We start from the raw sequence: 21,880 nt of genomic DNA, 5'->3' as shown, positions 1-21,880 counted from the left end.
ATGACAAAAGGCACCGAGAGGGATTCCTCTCGGTGCCTTTTGTCGACAATCTGAACGTACTTCCTCAATGGAAGTACGTTTTTTTTTATGTATTAACTACAAGTAATGGTGAACATATTATTCTCTCATTAATTACTTTAGTACTGATTGCTTTTGCATTAAACTAACTATTTTTAAAGATGAATCTTTACGCAAATCAATATATTCATTTTGTACTTTTACCAATGGCTGATGTGGTTCATTATCATGAATAAAAATGACTTCAGCATCATCTCCATTGCTTAGAACGACCTTTTCGTATAGATTTTGTCTCATAATGTATCGAACAAAAGGAATAACAATAGCTGGATTTAGGCGATTGTTGAAGGCTTCTTTAACAAGCTCATATACTCCTGCGAAATCAGATTTCTTCTCTCCATAATTGGTTTTCATCCCCATTGCATTAAAGCAATCAGCTACAGAAATAACCTGAACCAAATAAGGAATATCACTTTCATTAAGTTGTCTTGGGTAACCGCTGCCATTTAATCGCTCATGATGAAGTAGAGCAGACGTTGATATAATTGGTTCCATTTCGGTAAAGGATCTTAATAAATTGTATCCCATCTTCGTATGCTTCTGTACTCTCTGGAATTCATCATCTAGAAGTGGCCCTTCCTTTTCAAGAATGTTTTTATCGATATTAAACATCCCTATATCATGCCATAGGCCCATTTCTGCAAGTAACAAGCAATCCTTTTTATTGAAGCCTAACAATTTACCAATAATCGCAGAAAATATCCCCACATTTATACTATGTTGATATAGATAATCCTCTTTTTTTACCTCACTTTGAAGTACCCTCATGATTGAAAAATCACTTAAAGATACTTCTATTAAACTAAAATACTTCTCTCTTAAGTCTACTAAATCAATATATTTATCTTTTAAGAACAATTGAAATGTATCTTTAATATAGGATTGAAAAGATTTATAAGGCTTTGAACTAGATAACTCATTTTCTTCAGTTACTATTTCATTTGTTGTAGAATCAACCGTTACCTTAGTACCGAAACGGTATTTTTGTAATAAAAGTATATGAACTTCTTTTAAAATCGTCCCTTTCTTTAATAACAAAATCCCTTGATCTGAAAAAATATCTTCACCAAGTGAACTACCTACCAAATCAAATGTGATATTTAAATGCTCCATTTCTAAGTCTCCTTAATTACATATTAAATGAATTAAATAATCGCCTTTAAAAACAAGTATATATTAACAAAATATAGAAATGTATGCAATGTATGACAAAATAGGTTAATACCTGTAATGATTGATTATTGTGGTAGGTAGCTCTTCCCGAGGTAAGTGAGAAATTAGTAGGAGACAATAACAAAACGTACTCCCTTAAGAGGAAGTACGTTTATATTCCCATTTTATTTGTTTGAATGAAAGATTCAGGTACTGGTGCACCTGGTACTTCATGATGGTGTCGACAACGAGCTTCATAGGATTCAGATGCTCCGACAAGGATTATCGGGTCATCGTATGATGCCGGAGAACCGTTAATCAATCTCTGTGTTCGACTAGATGGCGAACCACATACTGTACAAACCGCCTGAAGCTTTGTTACAAGCTCAGCGAGTGACATTAGTTCTGGTACCTTCCCAAATGGTTCCCCACGAAAGTCTTGATCCAGACCGGCAACAATTACGCGATGTCCTTGATTAGCAAGTGCTTGTACGACATGCACGATGTCATCATCAAAAAACTGAACTTCATCGATAGCAACGACATCCGTTTTTGCAGTCACTTCTTTCAATATGTCAACAGATCTTGCAATTGGTTTTGCAATAACTGCTGTTCCATTGTGTGAAACAACCTCATCATCACTATATCGATTATCAATTTTTGGTTTGAATACTTGGACTGTTTGTTTTGCAAATTGTGTACGACGAACACGTCGTATTAGTTCTTCTGATTTTCCGGAAAACATACTTCCGCAGATGACTTCAAGCCAGCCACTTTGCTTCATAACATACATGCAACGGCCTCCTTTTCCTCGCTCACTCTTTTCGAGTCAAATGATTGACCGCATTTTTGAGGAAATTCTATGTTTGATTTTCGATTATTGGTAAGAGGAAAATGAATAATTTACATAAAAAACAGGCAAGGAGTAAAAACTTGCCTGTTTTTGACTTGTTTAAAACAGTATTATTTAATACCGTATTTTTTGTTGAATTTATCTACACGTCCACCTGCATCAGCGAATTTTTGACGTCCTGTATAGAATGGGTGACACTCTGAGCAAACCTCAACGCGTATCTCATTATTAACAGAACCAGTTTCAAATTCGTTACCACAAGCACATTTCACCATAACTTTTTTGTAGTTTGGATGAATTCCAGCTTTCATTCGTCTCATCTCCTTCCGCCCTGAATCATATTCGAAACAGAGTTACGTCTTAGTACTTGAATAAAACTCAAATAGCTAAAACGCACATGTTGAAATTATAACAAGGTATACTCATATTTGCAACTTAATCCTTTTGTTAAAAAAAGTTAATTAATGAAATATATCCTTGGAAAAATAAATAGCATGTCACAAGCTTTTCAAACTACCTACTGGTTTCGTCTAGCAATTGCCGCTTTCTTCTCAGCATCAAGTACTTCGAAAAATTCAGCATTTGTCTTAGATTGCTTCAATTTACGTAAAAACTTTTCGGCAAAATCTGGTGAGTCAGACATTGCTTTACGAATTGCCCATAATTTATCAAGATGATCTTTCGGAATAAGCAATTCTTCTTTCCTTGTACCAGAACGACGAATATCGATTGCAGGGAAAATACGTCTTTCTGCCAATGAACGGTCAAGGTGTAATTCCATATTACCCGTACCTTTAAATTCTTCATAAATGACATCATCCATACGAGAGCCAGTTTCAACCAGGGCAGTGGCCAAAATTGTTAAGCTACCGCCTTCTTCAATGTTTCTTGCTGCTCCAAAGAATCGTTTTGGACGATGAAAGGCCGCGGGATCAATCCCCCCTGATAATGTACGTCCACTTGGTGGAATCACGAGATTATATGCTCTTGCAAGTCGTGTAATGCTGTCCATTAAAATAATAACGTCCTTTTTATGTTCTACAAGACGCATTGCACGCTCTAGTACCAGTTCTGCCACTTTAATATGGTTTTCCGGCACTTCATCGAATGTTGAGCTAACAACATCACCAGCGACAGATCGTTCGATATCAGTTACTTCCTCTGGACGTTCATCAATTAATAAAACAATTAATTCTGCCTCAGGATGATTTGTTGTAATACTATTAGCAATTTCCTTTAATAGCATTGTTTTACCTGCCTTCGGAGGAGCAACAATTAAACCACGTTGTCCAAATCCAACAGGTGCAAGCAAGTCCATAATTCTCGTTGAAATATGATTCGGCTTCGTTTCTAATACGATATGGCGATCTGGATATAGCGGGGTTAATCCAGGGAAATGGACACGCTCTTTCGCTGATTCAGGGTCATCTCCGTTCACTGCTTCTACATGCAGTAAACCATAGTATCGTTCATTTTCCTTTGGTGGTCGTACTTTACCGGATACTTTATCACCATTTCTCAAATCAAAACGTCTAATTTGTGAAGCTGAAATATAGATATCTTCTGAACTTGGAGAATAATTAATTGGTCGTAAAAAACCAAAACCTTCTGATTGAATAATTTCAAGAACACCTTCCATAAATAGAAGGCCGTCTTGTTCTGCACGGGCTTTTAATATGGCAAAAATAAGTTCTTTTTTACTTAATTTACTGTAATATGAAACTTTAAACTCTTTAGCCAATTCATATAATTCTTTAAGTTTCATGTTTTCAAGACTTGATATTGTAATACTCATTGGACACCACTCTTTAATTTTTTAAATGATTACTTAATTGTAAATAGAAATTCAACCTGTTCCCCCACTCGAACTTAATAACAAATAAAGTCCGACTTTCTCTTATAAAAAAGCTAACGCTTGATAAAACGTTTATGAAAAGATATGGATGGAATGATTAGAAGCATATGAAGGTTTGCTATTGAAGTAAAGTATTTCGTAAATATGGGTGGCATAATTCTCCTAGGCTATACGAGAATGAATAGAGCGCCATAATATGTTTAGTAGACAGTTCTCCTTATTTTACCCCAAAATCCTGTTTTTAATCAATAAGAATATTTTTATTGGAAAAAAGTGAGCGAGATAAACCTCGCCCATATTCTATTCTATTTAATTACCAAATTAGGTTTTTTCTTCAAACTATGTCTTCCATCTATAAATCTTACAGTTCCAGATTTTGCACGCATTACGATAGAGTGGGTAGTACCAATAGTCCCTTTAAATTGTACTCCTCTTAACAATTCCCCATCTGTAACACCGGTTGCTGCAAAAATTGCATCATCACCTGTTACGAGATCTTCCATTCGTAACACCTTTGAGACATCTAGCCCCATCTTAATACAACGTGACATTTCCTCGTCATTCTGCGGTAATAAGCGACCTTGGATTTCACCACCTAGACATTTTAAGGCAACAGCAGCAAGTACTCCTTCAGGTGCACCGCCTTGCCCAAATAATATGTCAACCCCAGTATGATCGAAAGCTGTATTGATTGCCCCTGCAACGTCACCATCATTGATTAATTTAATTCTCGCCCCTGCTTCCCTTAGCTGGGTAATAATATGCTCATGCCTTTGGCGATTGAGAACGGTTGCAACAATATCTTCAATGTCCTTATTTTTCGCCTTCGCTACCGCTTTCAGATTATCAATTACGGGAGCATTAATATCAATGAGTCCGACCGCCTCCGGTCCTACTGCAATTTTATCCATATACATGTCCGGAGCATGAAGTAAATTTCCGTGATCTGCTACCGCTAAAACAGAAAGGGCATTCCATCCACCCGATGCCACAATATTCGTTCCCTCTAACGGGTCAACAGCAACATCTACACGTGGACCATAGCCTGTCCCTAACTTTTCACCAATATATAGCATTGGTGCCTCGTCCATTTCTCCTTCACCGATCACAACTTGCCCCTTCATTGGTATTGTATCGAATACGTCTCTCATTGCTGAAGTAGCTGCACCATCTGCTTCATCCTTTTTACCTCGTCCCATCCAACGTGCCGATGCTAATGCAGCTGCTTCTGTAACCCGTACTAATTCCATTGACAAACTTCTTTCCATACGTACCCCTCCCCATCGGTGTCAACTTACCAAAAACTTCACTTTTAGTCTACACGAAAACTCCCACTTTTGTAAGTGGGAGCGCTGAAAATCATCATGAGTTTTGTACTTGTTCAATTTCTGCCTCTGTAAGATTCTCACGCCATATTGTTGCACCGAGACCTGTCAGCTTTTCTTCAAGATGGCTATAACCACGATCAATGTGCTCAAGACCAGTAATTTCTGTAACACCTTCAGCCATTAAGCCAGCAACAACTAGGGAAGCACCTGCACGCAAATCACTTGCCTTTACTTTCGCACCTTGAAGTTGAACTGGTCCCGTGACAATAGCTGAACGACCTTCAACCTTGATTTGCGCATTCATTCTTCGTAATTCATCGATATGCTTGAACCTTGCACCATAAATCGTATCAGTCACAACTCCTGTGCCATTCGCTCTAGTTAACAGTGATGTGAATGGTTGTTGTAAGTCAGTAGGAAATCCAGGATACACTAGAGTTTTAATATCGACCGATTTTAAATCCTTGTTTCCAGCAATCCATATTTGATCATTGCTTGTTTCGACAATAACGCCCATTTCGCGAAATTTTGCTATAAGCGATTCAAGGTGAAGTGGAATGACATTATCAATCATCACTCCTTCGCCCATGGCAGCTCCAATAATCATATAAGTACCTGCTTCAATCCTGTCTGGAATGATGGAATGACGACAACCACGTAGACTGTCTACACCATCAATTCGAATGACATCTGTTCCAGCACCCTTGATTTTCGCACCCATACTTGTTAGTAAGGTTGCCACATCAATAATTTCAGGTTCCTTCGCTGCATTCTCAATAATCGTCCGACCTTTTGCTCGTACAGCCGCAAGCATAATATTAATTGTTGCACCGACACTGACTACATCTAAGTAGATTCGTGCCCCACGTAATTCATCGGCACGCAAATAAATCGCACCTTGTTCATTTGTGACCTTTGCACCTAAGGCTTCAAACCCTTTAATATGTTGGTCGATAGGACGAGGACCTAAGTGACACCCACCAGGCAGACCAATTACCGCCTTTTTAAAGCGGCCAAGCATTGCTCCCATTAAATAATAAGAAGCACGTAATTTCTTGACCCTTCCGTTTGGTAGTGGCATTGAGACAATGTTCGATGGGTCAACATAAATTTCATCATTAGTTAATGCAACCTTACCGCCAATTTCCTCAAGTAATCCACCTAAAATTTGGACGTCAGATATATCAGGTAGTCCCTCAATCGTTACTGGTGACTCCGCTAGTATTGTCGCTGGTATTAGTGCAACAGCACTGTTTTTAGCACCACTAATTTTCACAGAGCCCTTCAAAGGATAGCCGCCTGCTATTTTTAGTTTTTCCATTCATGTCTCCCTTCTAGCGAAGATGGCGGATGCTCAGATTTATCCAGAAAATCATCTGAAATCTAGGCACAAATACGTCAATACGAATTTATTCTCCTCTTCACTTTATGGAATTTTTTGACATTTGAGTAATTCATAGTTGTACGAGTATTATTTCATAGTTTACACGAAAAACCAAAAATCATGTATGGTTTTGAAAAAAATTTCACAAAAGCAATATTTTCCTCTACTACATATGTGGTATAAGGACTACATCAAATGAATGCTATTTAGTACGATTACTCCAATCAGCTAAGAACTTTTCAATTCCTTGATCTGTTAATGGGTGATTAAATAATTGTAGGATAGTCTTATATGGGACTGTTGCAATATGAGCACCACGTGTCGCGGCTTCGGTAATATGTATTGGGTGTCGAATGGATGCAGCAATAATCTCAGTATCAATTCCGTGAATATCAAAAATTTGTGATATTGTTGATATAAGATCAAGTCCATTATGTCCGATATCATCTAATCTTCCAAGAAATGGTGAGACATAAGATGCACCTGCCCTTGCTGCTAGTAGTGCTTGATTCGCTGAAAAGATGAGGGTTACGTTTGTTTTAATATTTTTTTCCGAAAATACTTTGACTGCTTTTAATCCATCAGGGGTCATAGGTACCTTTATCGTAATATTTGGAGCGATTTTAGCAAGTTCTAGCCCATCTTCAATCATGCCAGGAGCATCCGTTGCAATAACTTCTGCACTTACAGAACCAGCTACAAGATCAGTAATTTCACGAAGACGGTCGTGGAATGAGATATTTTCCTTCGCCACAAGGCTTGGATTCGTTGTTACACCATCTAAAACACCTAAAGAATGGACCTCACGGATTTCATCAAGATTAGCTGTATCGATAAAAAACTTCATCTACTTCCCCTCCAATAATTTGTAGAATAAACACGAATGATGGCGTTTTCATCCCCTTACACAAGAAAACCGCCCATTCCATTTACGAAAACGTAAAATGGAATATGCACAAAGTGCGAGCGGCTAAAATTCATTAATTTAAGAGAGAATCCCTCTCTTAAAGGCTTCATCTATTTGTCGTATATGGATGTATAAATGTTTCAAATCATGCAGAAAAATATTATGCTCTTCCTGAAGAACCAAATTCACGCATTTTGCCCTGAACAGTTTCTTTAATAGCGTCGCGTGCAGGACCTAAGTATTTACGTGGATCATACTCATTTGGTTTTGCAGCTAAAACTTCACGAACTGTTTTTGCTGATGCAATTTGGTTTTCTGTATTTACATTAATTTTAGCAGTTCCTAATGAAACTGATTTTTGGATATCCTTTGTAGGAATTCCTGTACCTCCATGAAGTACTAATGGTAAACCAGTTAACTTACCGATTTCTTCCATCTCTTTAAAACCAAGATTCGGTTCACCTTTGTATGGACCATGAACAGAACCTAATGCAGGAGCTAGGCAATCGATACCAGTACGTTTTACTAATTCAACACATTCATTTGCATCAGCATAAATGACACCCTCTGCAATCACATCGTCCTCTTGTCCACCAACTGTTCCAAGCTCAGCTTCAACAGAAACACCGTGGAAATGTGCTAATTCAACAACCTTGCTAGTAATTTCAACATTCTCTTCAAATGGATGGTGAGATGCATCAATCATAACAGATGTAAAACCAGCATGAATCGCTTTTGCACAAGCTTCAAAACTAGAACCATGATCAAGATGAATAGCAACTGGTACGGTCACTTTATAATCTTCCATAAGTCCCTTAACCATTGCAACAACAGTATTGAATCCACCCATATATCGGGCAGCTCCTTCAGAAACACCTAAAATAACTGGTGAATTTTCTTCTTGGGCTGCTTGTAAAATTGCTTGAGTAAATTCAAGATTATTTAAATTAAATTGACCAACTGCATATCCTTCTTCTTTACCTTTGATTAACATTTCCTTCATTGAAACTAAAGGCATCGTAAAAGTCCTCCCTTATACCGTTTTTACAACTATTCCATCGTACATGTATCATCTTTAGAATGACCAGTAAAAATTAATAATATGTAATAATAGCGGTAAGAATTGTGTGAGTTTTAACTTTCCAAGTCGTTCTTTTCGTTTTTAGAATAGCTGTAATACAGTACATAGCATACCAACTAGATTTCAATTCCGCAATAGTCTTGCTCGCAACCTTTTTTCTTAAAGCGTTTACATGTTATTACCTACGCACTTTACTATATTTATGACTTTTTTTTCACATTTACAACCATACTTTATTCCGATTTTGTCGGTATATGACTTCGCACCGCTTCACGGATTTCGTCTATATCAAACGGCTTAGCAAAATGAGTAATAGCTCCTAATTCTTTCGCTTCTTGGATCATATCTAATTCACCGTAAGCAGTCATAATAATCACTTGAATATTCTTATCTATTTTCTTTAATCTTTTTAAAATTTCAATACCATCCATACCTGGGATTTTCATATCTAGCAGTACTAAATCTGGAGAATGCTTGTTTACAATATCGATTGCTTGAACTCCGTTAGCTGCCTGGAATGTTTTATAACCTTCTTTTTGAAACACTTCATTTAGCAGTATTCTTATTCCATATTGATCGTCAACAATTAATATTTTTTCTGACATTCTCTACACCCCTTATGAATTTGTTTTTACGTATATTGTTATGTATAACAGTTTTATTCTACTTATATATTGAATTCTCCTGCTATTATATTAAAAATAATGGCTAGATATTGGAAATTTAATATTTTTATGCAAGAACGATATAATAGATTTATTATTAGATCTATGACAAAAGGAGTCACTCAAAAATGATGAAAATATTTACTACACAGCTTCAAGGACAATTTAAAAAGATCATGGAACAAGAAGAGTTAAGTATTGAGGATGGTGCTAGAATACTTGCTCAAGCAGTTATTAGTGGTGGAAAAATCTATGTACATGGTATATCTGAAATGAGTGCAATTACGGCCGAAGCGTTACATGGTGCCGAACCATTGGCTGCAGCAAAGCCTTTGTTTTTCAATGGTGATATGGCTGAGGTAACTGATCTTGACCGAGTATTACTCATTTCTCGTTTCTCGACAGATAATGAGGCAATTATGCTCGCGGATTCTTTACATAAAAAAGGGATTCAAACAGTAGGGATTTCGGCGGTAAAAAAAGATGAGGATGCCCAGTCCCTCGATAACATTGTCGATATTCATATTGATAGCAAACTAACAAAGCCGCTTTTACCAAATGAGGATGGTACGCGTTTCGGCTTCCCAAGTGTCATGACTGCATTATACGCTTATTATGGACTTGCTTTTACAATAAAAGAAATGATTGCGGAATTTGAATAATATAAAGGCCTTGTAGATTGTATTCTACAAGGCCTTTTCATTATATCTTTATAATTTCTGCCCATACACAAGTGATGCACGAATAAATTCTTTAAAGAGTGGTTGTGGACGATTTGGTCTAGATTTGAATTCTGGATGGAATTGAGACGCTAAAAACCAAGGGTGGTCTTTAAGCTCAATAATCTCCACTAGACGCCCATCTGGGCTTGTACCTGAGAAAATAAAGCCAGCCTCTTCCATCGCTTGACGATAATGGTTGTTAAATTCGTAGCGGTGACGATGACGCTCGTATACGACTTCATCATTATATGCTTCATATGCCTTTGTACCTTCTATTATTTTACATGGATATAGACCAAGTCGTAATGTACCACCTAAATCCTCAATATCCTTTTGCTCTGGTAAAAGGTCAATAATTGGATGTGGTGTTTCTGGATAAATCTCTGCTGAATGAGCACCCTTAAGCCCTAGAACATTTCTTGCAAATTCAACTGATGCTAATTGCATGCCAAGACAGATACCGAATAAAGGTATTTTGTTTTCTCTTGCATATGTCATCGTTGCAATTTTACCTTCGATTCCACGGTCACCGAATCCACCAGGAACAATGATCCCATCTACTCCCGCTAAAATTCCAGCGGCATTTTCTGCTGTAATGTCTTCAGAGTTAATCCAACTAATTGACATATCTGCATCAAACGCATAACCCGCATGCTTAAGTGCCTCTACAACAGATAGATACGCATCTTGAAGCTCCACGTATTTACCAACTAAAGCAATATTTGCTGTTTTTGAAAGGTGGGTAACCTTATCAACTAATTGGATCCAATCTGTCATATCTGCTTCTTCGCAAGGTAACTTTAAGTGATCACATGCAATTTGATCAAGCTTTTGCTCTTGAAGTGCCAATGGGATTGAATAGAGTGTTTCTGCATCGCGACATTCAATCACTGCTTTCGCATCAATATCACAGAAAAGCGCAATTTTATCCTTCATATCTTGTGAAATTGGCATTTCTGTACGAAGTACAATGACATTTGGCTGGATACCAAGACTACGAAGCTCTTTTACACTATGTTGTGTCGGCTTTGTCTTCATTTCACCCGCCGCTTTAATAAATGGAACAAGTGTACAGTGGATATACATGACATTTTCGCGTCCAACATCACTTTTAATTTGACGAATTGCCTCTAAGAATGGCAATGATTCAATATCCCCAACTGTTCCACCAATTTCAGTAATGACCACATCTGCATTCGTTTCACGTCCTGCACGGAAGACACGTTCTTTAATTTCATTTGTAATATGAGGGATTACTTGAACGGTCGCACCAAGGTAATCTCCACGTCTTTCTTTTTTCAAAACAGTGGAATAAATTTTTCCAGTTGTAACGTTGCTGTACTTGTTAAGGTTAATATCAACAAATCTCTCATAATGACCAAGATCAAGGTCTGTTTCAGCACCATCATCAGTAACAAAAACTTCACCATGCTGATATGGGCTCATTGTTCCTGGATCCACATTAATATATGGGTCAAATTTTTGAATGAATACATTCATTCCTCTGTTTTTAAGCAGTCTACCCAATGATGCGGCAGTAATCCCTTTTCCTAATGATGATACAACTCCACCTGTGACGAAAATGTATTTTGTCATGTTGTTAATTCCCCCAGTTCTAGATAATAGTTAAAGTTTGCTCAAAAATAGTAAAAAATAAATAAAAAAAGCTCCCTTTACATAATGTAAGGGAGCGAAACATGTAAATGTTTTCGTTAGCTACTCTATTTTAAAGAGCCCAAAAATGATTCTACCTACTTCGGTCATAAAAGTCAAGATGAAGATAATGCACTTCATCCTTGATGAAGATATTACACTTCGTCCTCTTCTTCATCTTCTAATTCTTCATCATCATCAAGGTCATAATCATCTTCAAGAAGTTCCTCATCTTCGAAGTCTTCTTCGTCCTCTTCTTCATCTATTTCGTCAAAATCCTCATCTTCTTCTTCGTCATCAACATCATCTATGTCATCATCATCTAGTTCATCTAGATCATCATATTCTAAATCATCTTCATCAATTTCATCAAAATCAACGATGTCATCTTCCTTCTTCTTTTTAGCCTTTTTCTTTTTAGGTTTAACCGGTGCGATGACTTCTTCATCAATTTGCTCGTATGGATACCATGTACGTAATCCCCAACGGTTTTCTCCTAATGTAATAAAACGACCATCAACGTTTAAGTCTGTATAAAACTGGGCGATTTTAGAAGTTACTTGTTCTTTTGAAAGATTTAATATTTTTGCGATTTCATCAACAAGATCTTGAAATGCGATTGCATCTTTTTTTGTTAAAAAGAGCTCATATCCTACTTCAAGCATTGACATTTCTTTAATTTGCTCTGGTGAGTATTGGTCTAGACTCATCAAGGCACTCCCTTTCTATGTAGAGGTTGTTCAAAAAGTCCGGTAAAAATAGCTGTCGAATCTCTTCGTTGGCTCGCTTCTTCGCTGCTCATGTATTAACACCATACATTCCGCTGCTCGAATCTTCGCCGCCTCGACCTTCTCCGCTCTTTTTATCCTCCTTTTTGAACTCGATTTTTAAATTCCTCAATTGAATATATATTATTGGAATCCAATGTAAATAGAAATTGACACAAGCCAATTTCCTGAATTCTAACAATTGGATTTACTTCTAGAATAATACATACCATTCATTATAAACAAATGCAATTACTTTATGCTAGTGGTTAATCAGGTTTGGTGAGATTTTTTTAGGGCTGAGCAAATAATTAACTCAGCCCTACACCGTTTAACATTATTTTACATATTTCGACGGTATTGTCCACCAACCTCGTAAAGGGCTTGCGTAATTTGTCCGAGACTTGCTACCTGCACTGCTTTCATCAGTTCTGCAAAAATATTGCCGTTATCAACTGCAACCTGTTTTAATTTTGCTAATGCTTCGTCTAATGCCGCTTGATTTCGATCTTGGAAATGTTTTAGATTATTAATTTGCAACTCCTTCTCTTCCTTCGTTGCACGCGCTAATTCAATATTATCCATTTCCTCATCAGAAGGTGGATTTGGATTCAAATACGTATTCACCCCGATGATTGGAAGTTCACCAGTATGCTTTTTCATCTCATAGTGCATCGATTCATCTTGTATTTTACCACGTTGGTATTGGGTTTCCATTGCCCCGAGAACACCACCACGATCATTGATACGCTCAAACTCTTGAAGTACAGCTTCTTCAACAAGATCTGTCAGTTCTTCAATAATGAATGCACCTTGTAATGGATTTTCATTTTTTGTTAATCCATGTTCTTTTGTAATAATCATTTGAATCGCCATTGCACGTCTTACCGATTCCTCTGTAGGAGTCGTGATTGCCTCATCATATGCATTCGTGTGAAGCGAATTACAGTTATCGTGCAATGCCATTAATGCTTGAAGCGTTGTTCTAATATCATTAAAGTCAATCTCTTGCGCATGTAGAGAACGACCTGACGTTTGCACATGATACTTTAATTTTTGACTACGCTCATTTGCACCATATTTTTCTCTCATAACCGTCGCCCAAATACGGCGCGCCACACGCCCAATTACTGTGTACTCCGGATCAAGTCCATTACTGAAGAAGAATGATAGATTTGGGGCAAAATCATCAATATTCATACCACGACTTAAATAGTACTCAACATAAGTGAACCCATTTGATAATGTAAAGGCAAGCTGTGAAATTGGGTTTGCTCCCGCTTCAGCGATATGATAACCAGAAATCGAGACAGAATAATAGTTTCGGACTTTATTCTCGATAAAGTATTCCTGAATATCCCCCATCATTCTTAGAGCAAATTCAGTTGAGAAAATACATGTATTTTGTCCCTGGTCCTCTTTTAAAATATCCGCTTGAACCGTTCCTCGTACAGTTTGAAGGGTTAATGCCTTAACCTCTTGGAATTCCTCAACTGTTAATATGCGGCCAAGTTTATGCTCTCGTTTTTCAATTTGCTGGCTAATCGCAGTATTCATGAACATCGCTAAAATGATTGGTGCTGGACCGTTGATTGTCATCGATACGGATGTCGACGGTGCACAAAGGTCAAATCCCGCGTAAAGCTTTTTCATATCATCTAACGTACAAATACTTACCCCACTCTCACCAACTTTTCCGTAAATATCTGGACGGTATGCTGGGTCCTCACCGTATAAGGTTACTGAATCAAATGCTGTACTCAAACGCTTCGCATCATCATCCTTGGATAGATAATGGAAGCGGCGGTTTGTTCTCTCAGGTGTTCCTTCACCAGCAAATTGACGTTTCGGATCTTCACCTTCACGTTTAAAAGGGAAAACTCCAGCGGTATAAGGAAAAGCACCAGGAACATTTTCTCTGTACACCCAACGGAGGATTTCACCGAAGTCCTTGAATTTCGGTAATGCCACCTTTGGAATCGCAAGTCCTGAAAGACTCTTTGTTTTTAAAATTGTAATGATTTCCTTATCACGAACTTTTGTGATAAATTGTTCAGCTGAATATTTTTCTTTAAGTGCATCCCATGTGTCGAGAATATGTTTTGATTCCGCTGTTAGCTTCGCTTCATATACTTTTTTAAGTGCTTCAAGTGAAGCAACAACTTCATCGTTACCGAGCTCCTGAACACTTTCAATTGTACCTGTAATTTGGAAGAGCTTCCGCGCAAACTCAACTTGCTGCTCGGCCTTTTTGTGATAACCTCTCACGGTTTCAGAAATTTCACGTAAATAATATCGGCGATCATTTGGAATAATGACATTTTGCTTTTGTATATCTGTTGTTTTTTCAAATGTTGTTGTCCAGTTATAGCCTGTCTTTTCATTAATAAGTTCGATAAGTGTGGCGAATAATGTATTAGTTCCCGGATCATTAAATTGACTAGCAATTGTACCAAATACCGGCATTTCTGTTATATCCTTTTCAAAAAGAAGGTGGCTTCGCTGATACTGCTTTTGCACTTGACGCCTTGCGTCTTCAGAGCCTTTGCGCTCAAATTTATTAATGACAATTAAGTCTGCATAATCAATCATATCAATTTTTTCAAGCTGGGAAGGGGCACCAAATTCGCTCGTCATCACGTACATTGAAAGATCACAAACCTCTGTAATCTCCGCATCTCCTTGGCCGATTCCACTTGTTTCAACGATGACAAGGTCAAAGCCAGCAGCCTTCACGACAGCAATTGCATCCTTGATTGCAAGTGAGAGTTCAGACTTTGACTTACGAGTTGCCAAGCTTCGCATATACACTCTCGGTGAAAAGATTGCATTCATCCGAATTCGGTCACCAAGAAGAGCCCCACCTGTTTTTTGTTTTGTTGGGTCAACAGATAGAATCGCTACCTTTTTCTCAGGAATTTCGTTTAAAAAACGGCGAATGAGTTCATCCGTCAATGAACTTTTACCCGCTCCACCTGTACCGGTAATACCGACAACTGGTACATTCTTCTCTAACTTCTTCACTTGCTGAAGGACAGATTCTGTGGCAGCTGCAATTTCTCCATCAGTGCTCACGTGGTTCTCAGCAATTGTGATTAATCTTGCAACAGCTTGGTAGTCACCCCGCTCGAGTAGTTCTATTTCATTTGTTGGTTCATTTGCTAGTAAAACATCACATTCCTCAAGCATTTTATTAATCATGCCTTGAAGACCTAATTTTCTTCCATCTTCTGGTGAAAAAATCCCAGCAATCCCATATTCCTGGAGCTCTTTTATTTCACGAGGGACGATAACCCCGCCACCACCGCCATAAACACGGATATGGCTAGCACCACGTTCTTTTAATAAATCATACATATACTTAAAATATTCAACATGTCCACCTTGATAGGAGGAAATCGCGATTCCTTGGACATCCTCTTGAATCGCCGCATTCACGACCTCCTCTACCGATCGATTATGGCCAAGATGAATGACTTCAGCTCCACTTGCCTGAATAATACGCCTCATAATATTAATTGACGCATCATGCCCATCAAATAAACTTGAAGCTGTCACAAAACGCAAATGATTTTTAGGACGATAAATTTCAACCGTACTCATGCCTTCTCCCCCAATCTTCTGGATCGTAGTTCGAGTCCCTTTTATCACTTTATTCACTGGTGGAAAATGGGTCTGAACTTTTTCCTAATTATGGTGTTAACTTTTGTCTCATGCCCTTTAATATAAGCTCAGTCTGCATGTCGATATATTCCTCTAATGTGCAAACTTTACGCATGGCCCATCTGCGGAATCCCCACATTTGTCCTTGAACAAAAATATTGTGAGCCACTAATTCGATTTGTTTGTTCGGCAAGGTAATTTCCCCATTCTTCACACAGCTTCTGATTACCTTTTCAAACATACCTACCATTTCAAATTCCTTTTTCAATACATATGGAAGTGCATCCTTAGATAATGACTTTGCTTCCTGATACATAACAAGAACCTCGTCCTGCATGTCATCCATCACTCGAAAATAGGATGCAATGGCAAGCTTCAGACCATCTATGCTACCTTCACTCATATCTATCGCAATTTGAAGTCGCTCTCGAACCTGGTCGTAAATACTGTCAACAACTAAGTAAAGAACATCTTCCTTTTTACGAATATATTCATATAAAGTCCCAATGCTGAAGCCAGACGCCTTGGCAATTTCTCGCGTTGTCGTTCGATGAAAGCCCTTCTCAATAAATAGGGTAACTGCCCCCTTAATCATTTGATCACGGCGTTTCTTAATGAGCTTTTCATCTTTAACTGAAGCAGGTACTTCATTTTTTGACATATTGCTATCACCACCTGTTTGGAAGGTGCTGTGTCACCCCACCCGAGTGTTGTCGAATATGTTATGGGTTTGACACGCAACATTCACTTATCTTATTTTGTAAGCATTCTGGATATGACAAGTCGTTGAATTTCCTGTGTCCCCTCGTAAATCTGGGTGATTTTCGCATCGCGCATGTAGCGTTCAACTGGATAGTCCTTTGTATATCCATAGCCCCCGAAGACTTGAACAGCCTCGGTTGTCACCTTCATCGCAGTATCTCCCGCAAATAATTTGGACATTGCTGATTCTTTTCCGTATGGAAGACCTTCTGATTCCAACCATGCTGCTTGATAGGTCAACAGACGAGCTGCTTCAACACTTGTTGCCATATCAGCTAGCTTGAAACCAACGCCTTGCTGGGCTGCAATTGGTTTCCCAAATTGTACACGTTCCTTCGCATAATCAACCGCAGCATCTAATGCACCTTGTGCGATTCCAACTGCTTGTGCTGCAATTCCGTTACGTCCACCATCTAACGTCATCATTGCTATTTTGAAGCCTTCTCCTTCTTCTCCAAGTAGATTTTCCTTTGGCACGCGGCAGTCTTCAAAAATAATTTCAGTTGTTGGGGATGAACGAATTCCTAGTTTTTTCTCTTTTTTCCCTACCGAAAAGCCTGGGAAGTCGCTTTCTACGATGAATGCACTTGTTCCTTTATGCTTAGAAGTTGGGTCAGTTAAGGCAAACACAACATAAATATCAGCGATGCCACCGTTTGTAATAAAGATTTTTGAGCCATTTAGGATGTAATGGTCACCATCAAGCTTTGCTGTTGTTCTCATACCACCAGCATCTGAACCAGATCCTGGTTCTGTTAAACCATATCCGCCAATTTTCGACCCTTCTGCCATTGGTCGTAAGTATTTTTGCTTCTGCTCTTCATTTCCGAATTTGAAGATTGGCCAGCCAGCTAATGAAGTATGGGCTGAAAGGGTAACTCCTGTTGATGCACATACTCTTGAAAGCTCTTCAACCGCGATACAATATGCTAAGTAATCACTGCCGATTCCTCCGTACTCTTCTGGCCATGGAATACCTGTTAAACCTAGTTCTGCCATTTTATCGAAAATTTCACGATCAAAGCGTTCTTCTTCATCACGCTCAGCGGCTGTTGGTGCTACCTCATTTTTTGCAAAGTCACGGACCATTTTACGTATCATTTCATGTTCTTCTGATAATTTAAAATTCATTGTTGGTTCCCTCGCTTTTTTATTTGATAGATTAGTAGGTTTTTTGCGTAACGTGCGTTTGTCTTGTGTATCGTGCTTATATCCAAAGTAACGCGCATATCCCGAGCTCGATAACTATCTGGCCTTTTATTAATTAAATTTTTCGGTAGTTTCTACGTAATGTGCATATATTTCATGCATCGTGCATTTAATCAGAGTAACGTACAAATCTCGGTTTTAATGTGCATATATTTTGGTTATCATGCATATCAGATAATTAATGCGCATATTTCCGAATTATCGTGCATATAAGTACCCACGCCAAGGCTATCGTGCATATATTTTGGATAACGCGCATATATCATCCATATCGTGCATATAATCGAAAAATCGTGCATTCCCCATAGCTTGCTAGCTTAAATTAACGTAAAAAAATCAAGATTATACTCATTAGACGACTTTTCTAATCAATTACCACTTTTATAAGTGCTTACTAATGACAATCCTTTGAATTTCACTAGTGCCTTCGTATATTTCGCAAATTTTCGCATCGCGGAAGAAGCGCTCGACTGGATAATCCTTCGTATATCCGTATCCGCCATACACTTGAACGGCTTCTATCGCAGTTTCAACTGCTGTTTTTGAGGCTAGTAGCTTGGCCATCGATGCTTCTTTCCCACAAGGTAGCTTGTTTTCCCGTAAAAATGCAGCCCGGTATACTAGTAATCTTGCTGCTTCTACATTTGTTGCCATGTCTGCAAGTTTAAATCCAACACCTTGTTGAGCAGCTATTGGTTTTCCAAATTGAATTCTTCCTTTCGAATACTCAACCGCATGCTCTAGCGCCGCTTCAGCAATCCCAAGTGCCTGTGCCGCAATTCCTATACGGCCAACCTCAAGATTAGCCATCGCAACTGCGAAGCCTTTTCCTTCTTCACCAAGTAGATTCTCAGCTGGAATGACTGCATCCTCAAATGTGATTTGAACTGTCCTTGAGCCGTGAAGCCCCATTTTATGCTCATCTTTCCCGATTACAAAACCTGGTGTGTTTTTTTCAACGATAAAGGCTGATATACCTTTGCTTCCAGTTTCAGCTGGATTTGTACGTGCAAAGACAATGTATACATCTGCTTCACCACCATTGGTAATGAAAACCTTAGAACCGTTTAAAAGATAGTGATCGCCTTTTTTAATAGCTTTCGTTTTTAAGCTACCTGCATCAGAGCCTGCACTTGGCTCTGTTAAACAAAATGCACCGAGATATTCTCCACTTGCTAGCTTTGTTACATATTTTTGTTTTTGGTCTTCTGTTCCAAATGTTAATATCGGATTTGTTCCAACTGAGGTATGCACCGATAAAATAACGCCAATTGTTGCGCTTACCTTTGATAACTCATTAATGGCTATGATGTACGATGTAAAATCCATTTCAGAGCCACCATATATTTCAGGAGTAGTGATTCCCATTAAGCCAAGTTCTCCCATTTTGCTAAGGATTTCTCTTGGGAATTCTCCCTTTTCCATTTTCTCCACAAATGGTGCAATTTTGGCCTGCGCAAAATCTCGAACCATTTTCCGCATCATTTGTTGCTCTTCTGTAAAGTGAAAATTCATGCTGCTGCCCTCCATAATCGAAGATCCTTGATGAAGAGGATTTTTTACTAAAGTAGTCATTCATTTTCCCTACCTTTCGTAAGTGTAAAATCCACGGCCTGACTTTTTACCCAACCAGCCTGCTTTTACATATTTTCGAAGTAATGGACATGGTCTGTATTTGTCATCACCAAAGCCCTCGTGTAGTGTTTCCATAATGTATAGACATGTATCAAGGCCGATAAAGTCAGCTAAAGTAAGTGGTCCCATCGGGTGATTCATCCCGAGCTTCATCACCTCATCAATCGCTTCCTTCGTTGCCACTCCTTCGTATAGGGTGTAGATTGCTTCATTGATCATCGGCATTAAAATTCGATTTGAAACAAAGCCAGGAAAGTCGTTAACTTCAACCGGGACCTTGTTTAATGTTTTTGTCAATTCTTCAATTGTTTGATACACTTCATCCGCCGTCGCTAAACCACGAATGATTTCAACTAATTTCATAACTGGAACTGGATTCATAAAATGCATTCCAATTACTTTTTCTGGACGCTTTGTTGCGGCCGCAATTTCAGTAATCGGAAGAGAGGATGTATTTGTTGCTAAAATGGTGTCCTGAGGTGCAATTTCATCTAGTTGTGCAAATAATTTTGTCTTGATCTCCATGTTTTCAACAGCCGCTTCAATGACTAGATCGACACTACTCGCATTTTGAAGGTCAAGAGATTGTGAGATTCTGCTTAAAATTGTTGTCATTTCTACTTCAGTTATACGCCCTTTTTCTACTTGACGTGAGAGGTTTTTAGTAATAATGCCTATACCTCGATCTAGGAACTCTTGTTTCATATCATGCAAAATGACATCATAGCCTGCCATCGCACAAACCTGTGCAATCCCAGAGCCCATTTGTCCTGCACCAATAACCATAACCTTTTTTACGTTCATGAATATAACCTCCTCTGAAATTAGAACTGCAATGGTGCAAATTTATACTTTATGCACCACTGCATCCACACGATCCATGTTGAAGCCTGCTGATTACACTATCATTCAACATGCACCATGATTGCGTCGCCTTGGCCGCCTCCACTGCAAATTGCAGCAATTCCAATGCCTCCGCCACGTCTTTTTAACTCATGTATGAGAGTGATAATGATACGTGCACCACTTGCTCCAATTGGGTGTCCTAGTGCAACCGCGCCTCCGTTCACATTAACCTTTTCTGGATCTAAAGATGCAATCTTCCCACTTGTTAATGCCACTGCTGCAAAAGCCTCATTAATCTCAAACAAATCAATTTCTTCTAGGGATTTTCCTGTTTTCTTTAGAAGTTCATTTATCACCAGTCCTGGGGTTTTAGGAAAATCCTTTGCCTCTACTGCAATCGCTGCATGCCCCACAATTGTTGCAATCGGTTGTTTCCCCTCACGTAACGCACGTTCTTCACTCATTAACACAAGTGCTCCTGCTCCATCATTAATTCCAGGTGCATTACCAGCGGTAATCGTACCCTCTTCGTTAAAAACTGACGGAAGTTTCGCAAGCTTTTCAATTGTTGTATCCTTTCGTGGTGCTTCGTCCCGGTCAACGACAGTAACTTCGCCCCTTCTCCCACGAATTTCTACCCCAATAATTTCTTCTGCAAACTTCCCATCCTCTATTGCAGCGATGGCGCGCTTGTGACTACGTATTGACCATTCGTCTTGCTCTTCACGACTAATCTTAAACTCCTCTGCAACTTCATTTCCGTACGTTCCCATATGAACGCCTTGGAAGCTACACGTTAATCCGTCATGAACCATTAAGTCCTTCACACTCGCATCACCCATTCGTAAGCCAAAGCGTGCTTTTGGGAGAAAGTAAGGGGCATTACTCATTGACTCCATCCCACCTGCAACAATGACTTCTTCATCTCCAGATCGTATGATTTGATCTGCAAGAGTTACACTGCGAAGACCTGAAGCACATACTTTATTAATGGTTTCTGTTTTCACTTCCCAAGGAAGACCCGCATTTCTAGCAGCTTGCCTAGACGGGATTTGACCTTGACCTCCCTGTAACACTGAGCCAAAGATGACCTCATCCACATCCACACCATCAATACTTGCCCGCTTCAACGCCTCTTTTATCGCAATACCACCAAGCTCAGATGCTGTTAACGAGCTAAGACCCCCACCTAATTTTCCAAACGGAGTACGTACAGCACTCACTATGACAGTTTTCCCCATTACTAAACCCCCTCGATATTTAGATATCCACAATGGTTCCTGAAATCCGTTAGAAACCGCTTACATTTCGTCCGACTGA

At 38.8% G+C, this 21,880-nt stretch carries 18 protein-coding genes; 1 reads left to right on the top strand and 17 read right to left on the bottom strand.

Features of this window, described 5'->3' with window-relative positions:
• Positions 1 to 132: 132 nt before the first annotated feature.
• The 9 genes from MJG50_RS12790 to MJG50_RS12750 all read right to left on the bottom strand — a co-directional run bounded on the left by MJG50_RS12790 (position 133) and on the right by MJG50_RS12750 (position 9,243).
• A complete protein-coding gene (locus tag MJG50_RS12790; protein ID WP_240256126.1) occupies positions 133 to 1,191 on the bottom strand; it encodes an HD-GYP domain-containing protein in 1,059 nt (352 codons plus the stop codon).
• 211 nt (positions 1,192 to 1,402) lie between these two features.
• The gene (locus tag MJG50_RS12785; protein WP_240256125.1) at positions 1,403 to 2,023 is read right to left on the bottom strand and encodes a thymidine kinase; all 621 of its coding nucleotides are present in this window, start codon (positions 2,021 to 2,023) and stop codon (positions 1,403 to 1,405) included.
• A gap of 170 nt (positions 2,024 to 2,193) precedes the next feature.
• Complete coding sequence (gene rpmE, locus MJG50_RS12780) at positions 2,194 to 2,394, bottom strand: 50S ribosomal protein L31 (protein WP_240256124.1); 201 nt, start codon at positions 2,392 to 2,394, stop codon at positions 2,194 to 2,196.
• A gap of 206 nt (positions 2,395 to 2,600) precedes the next feature.
• Positions 2,601 to 3,878 carry a transcription termination factor Rho gene (rho, locus tag MJG50_RS12775; protein ID WP_240256123.1) on the bottom strand — a complete coding sequence of 426 codons (1,278 nt, stop codon included), beginning with the start codon at positions 3,876 to 3,878 and terminating at the stop codon, positions 2,601 to 2,603.
• A gap of 365 nt (positions 3,879 to 4,243) precedes the next feature.
• Entirely contained in the window at positions 4,244 to 5,206 is a 963-nt protein-coding gene (glpX, locus tag MJG50_RS12770) for a class II fructose-bisphosphatase (protein WP_240256122.1), read from the bottom strand.
• Positions 5,207 to 5,300: 94 nt separating this feature from the next.
• Positions 5,301 to 6,587: a UDP-N-acetylglucosamine 1-carboxyvinyltransferase gene (gene murA / locus MJG50_RS12765; RefSeq protein ID WP_240256121.1), complete on the bottom strand. Its 1,287-nt coding sequence runs from the start codon at positions 6,585 to 6,587 to the stop codon at positions 5,301 to 5,303.
• A 265-nt stretch (positions 6,588 to 6,852) separates the two neighbouring features.
• Positions 6,853 to 7,497: a fructose-6-phosphate aldolase gene (gene fsa / locus MJG50_RS12760; protein ID WP_240256120.1), complete on the bottom strand. Its 645-nt coding sequence runs from the start codon at positions 7,495 to 7,497 to the stop codon at positions 6,853 to 6,855.
• A gap of 220 nt (positions 7,498 to 7,717) precedes the next feature.
• Positions 7,718 to 8,575 (bottom strand): class II fructose-bisphosphate aldolase, encoded by an 858-nt coding sequence (locus MJG50_RS12755; protein ID WP_240256119.1) that lies wholly within the window; start codon positions 8,573 to 8,575, stop codon positions 7,718 to 7,720.
• Positions 8,576 to 8,871: 296 nt separating this feature from the next.
• Positions 8,872 to 9,243, bottom strand: a complete 372-nt coding sequence (locus MJG50_RS12750) for a response regulator (protein ID WP_240256118.1) — start codon at positions 9,241 to 9,243, stop codon at positions 8,872 to 8,874.
• A gap of 188 nt (positions 9,244 to 9,431) precedes the next feature.
• Between MJG50_RS12750 and MJG50_RS12745 the strand changes: the two genes are divergently transcribed.
• Positions 9,432 to 9,965 carry a DUF2529 domain-containing protein gene (locus MJG50_RS12745; RefSeq protein ID WP_240256117.1) on the top strand — a complete coding sequence of 178 codons (534 nt, stop codon included), beginning with the start codon at positions 9,432 to 9,434 and terminating at the stop codon, positions 9,963 to 9,965.
• Between the two features lie 48 nt (positions 9,966 to 10,013).
• Here the strand turns inward: MJG50_RS12745 and pyrG are convergent, their stop codons facing one another.
• From pyrG to MJG50_RS12705, 8 genes are all read right to left on the bottom strand, one after another.
• A complete protein-coding gene (gene pyrG / locus MJG50_RS12740) occupies positions 10,014 to 11,621 on the bottom strand; it encodes a CTP synthase (protein WP_240256116.1) in 1,608 nt (535 codons plus the stop codon).
• A gap of 212 nt (positions 11,622 to 11,833) precedes the next feature.
• The gene (rpoE, locus tag MJG50_RS12735) at positions 11,834 to 12,388 is read right to left on the bottom strand and encodes a DNA-directed RNA polymerase subunit delta (RefSeq protein WP_240256115.1); all 555 of its coding nucleotides are present in this window, start codon (positions 12,386 to 12,388) and stop codon (positions 11,834 to 11,836) included.
• A gap of 399 nt (positions 12,389 to 12,787) precedes the next feature.
• Positions 12,788 to 16,048: a fused isobutyryl-CoA mutase/GTPase IcmF gene (gene icmF / locus MJG50_RS12730; RefSeq protein ID WP_240256114.1), complete on the bottom strand. Its 3,261-nt coding sequence runs from the start codon at positions 16,046 to 16,048 to the stop codon at positions 12,788 to 12,790.
• 88 nt (positions 16,049 to 16,136) lie between these two features.
• On the bottom strand, positions 16,137 to 16,769 hold the full coding sequence (locus MJG50_RS12725; RefSeq protein WP_240256113.1) for a TetR/AcrR family transcriptional regulator: 633 nt from the start codon (positions 16,767 to 16,769) through the stop codon (positions 16,137 to 16,139).
• Between the two features lie 92 nt (positions 16,770 to 16,861).
• The gene (locus tag MJG50_RS12720) at positions 16,862 to 18,001 is read right to left on the bottom strand and encodes an acyl-CoA dehydrogenase (protein WP_240256112.1); all 1,140 of its coding nucleotides are present in this window, start codon (positions 17,999 to 18,001) and stop codon (positions 16,862 to 16,864) included.
• Between the two features lie 459 nt (positions 18,002 to 18,460).
• Positions 18,461 to 19,594: an acyl-CoA dehydrogenase gene (locus MJG50_RS12715; RefSeq protein ID WP_240256111.1), complete on the bottom strand. Its 1,134-nt coding sequence runs from the start codon at positions 19,592 to 19,594 to the stop codon at positions 18,461 to 18,463.
• 69 nt (positions 19,595 to 19,663) lie between these two features.
• Positions 19,664 to 20,518, bottom strand: coding sequence for a 3-hydroxybutyryl-CoA dehydrogenase (locus MJG50_RS12710; RefSeq protein ID WP_240256110.1), 855 nt, complete (start codon positions 20,516 to 20,518; stop codon positions 19,664 to 19,666).
• Between the two features lie 101 nt (positions 20,519 to 20,619).
• Complete coding sequence (locus MJG50_RS12705) at positions 20,620 to 21,801, bottom strand: acetyl-CoA C-acetyltransferase (protein ID WP_240256109.1); 1,182 nt, start codon at positions 21,799 to 21,801, stop codon at positions 20,620 to 20,622.
• Between the last annotated feature and the right edge of the window lie 79 nt (positions 21,802 to 21,880).

The organism is Fredinandcohnia quinoae (genome assembly GCF_022427965.1).
Lineage (GTDB): Bacteria > Bacillota > Bacilli > Bacillales > Bacillaceae_L > Ferdinandcohnia > Ferdinandcohnia quinoae.
Note: the sequence above shows the minus strand (reverse complement) of the source record. Positions and strands in the feature narration are given on the sequence as shown.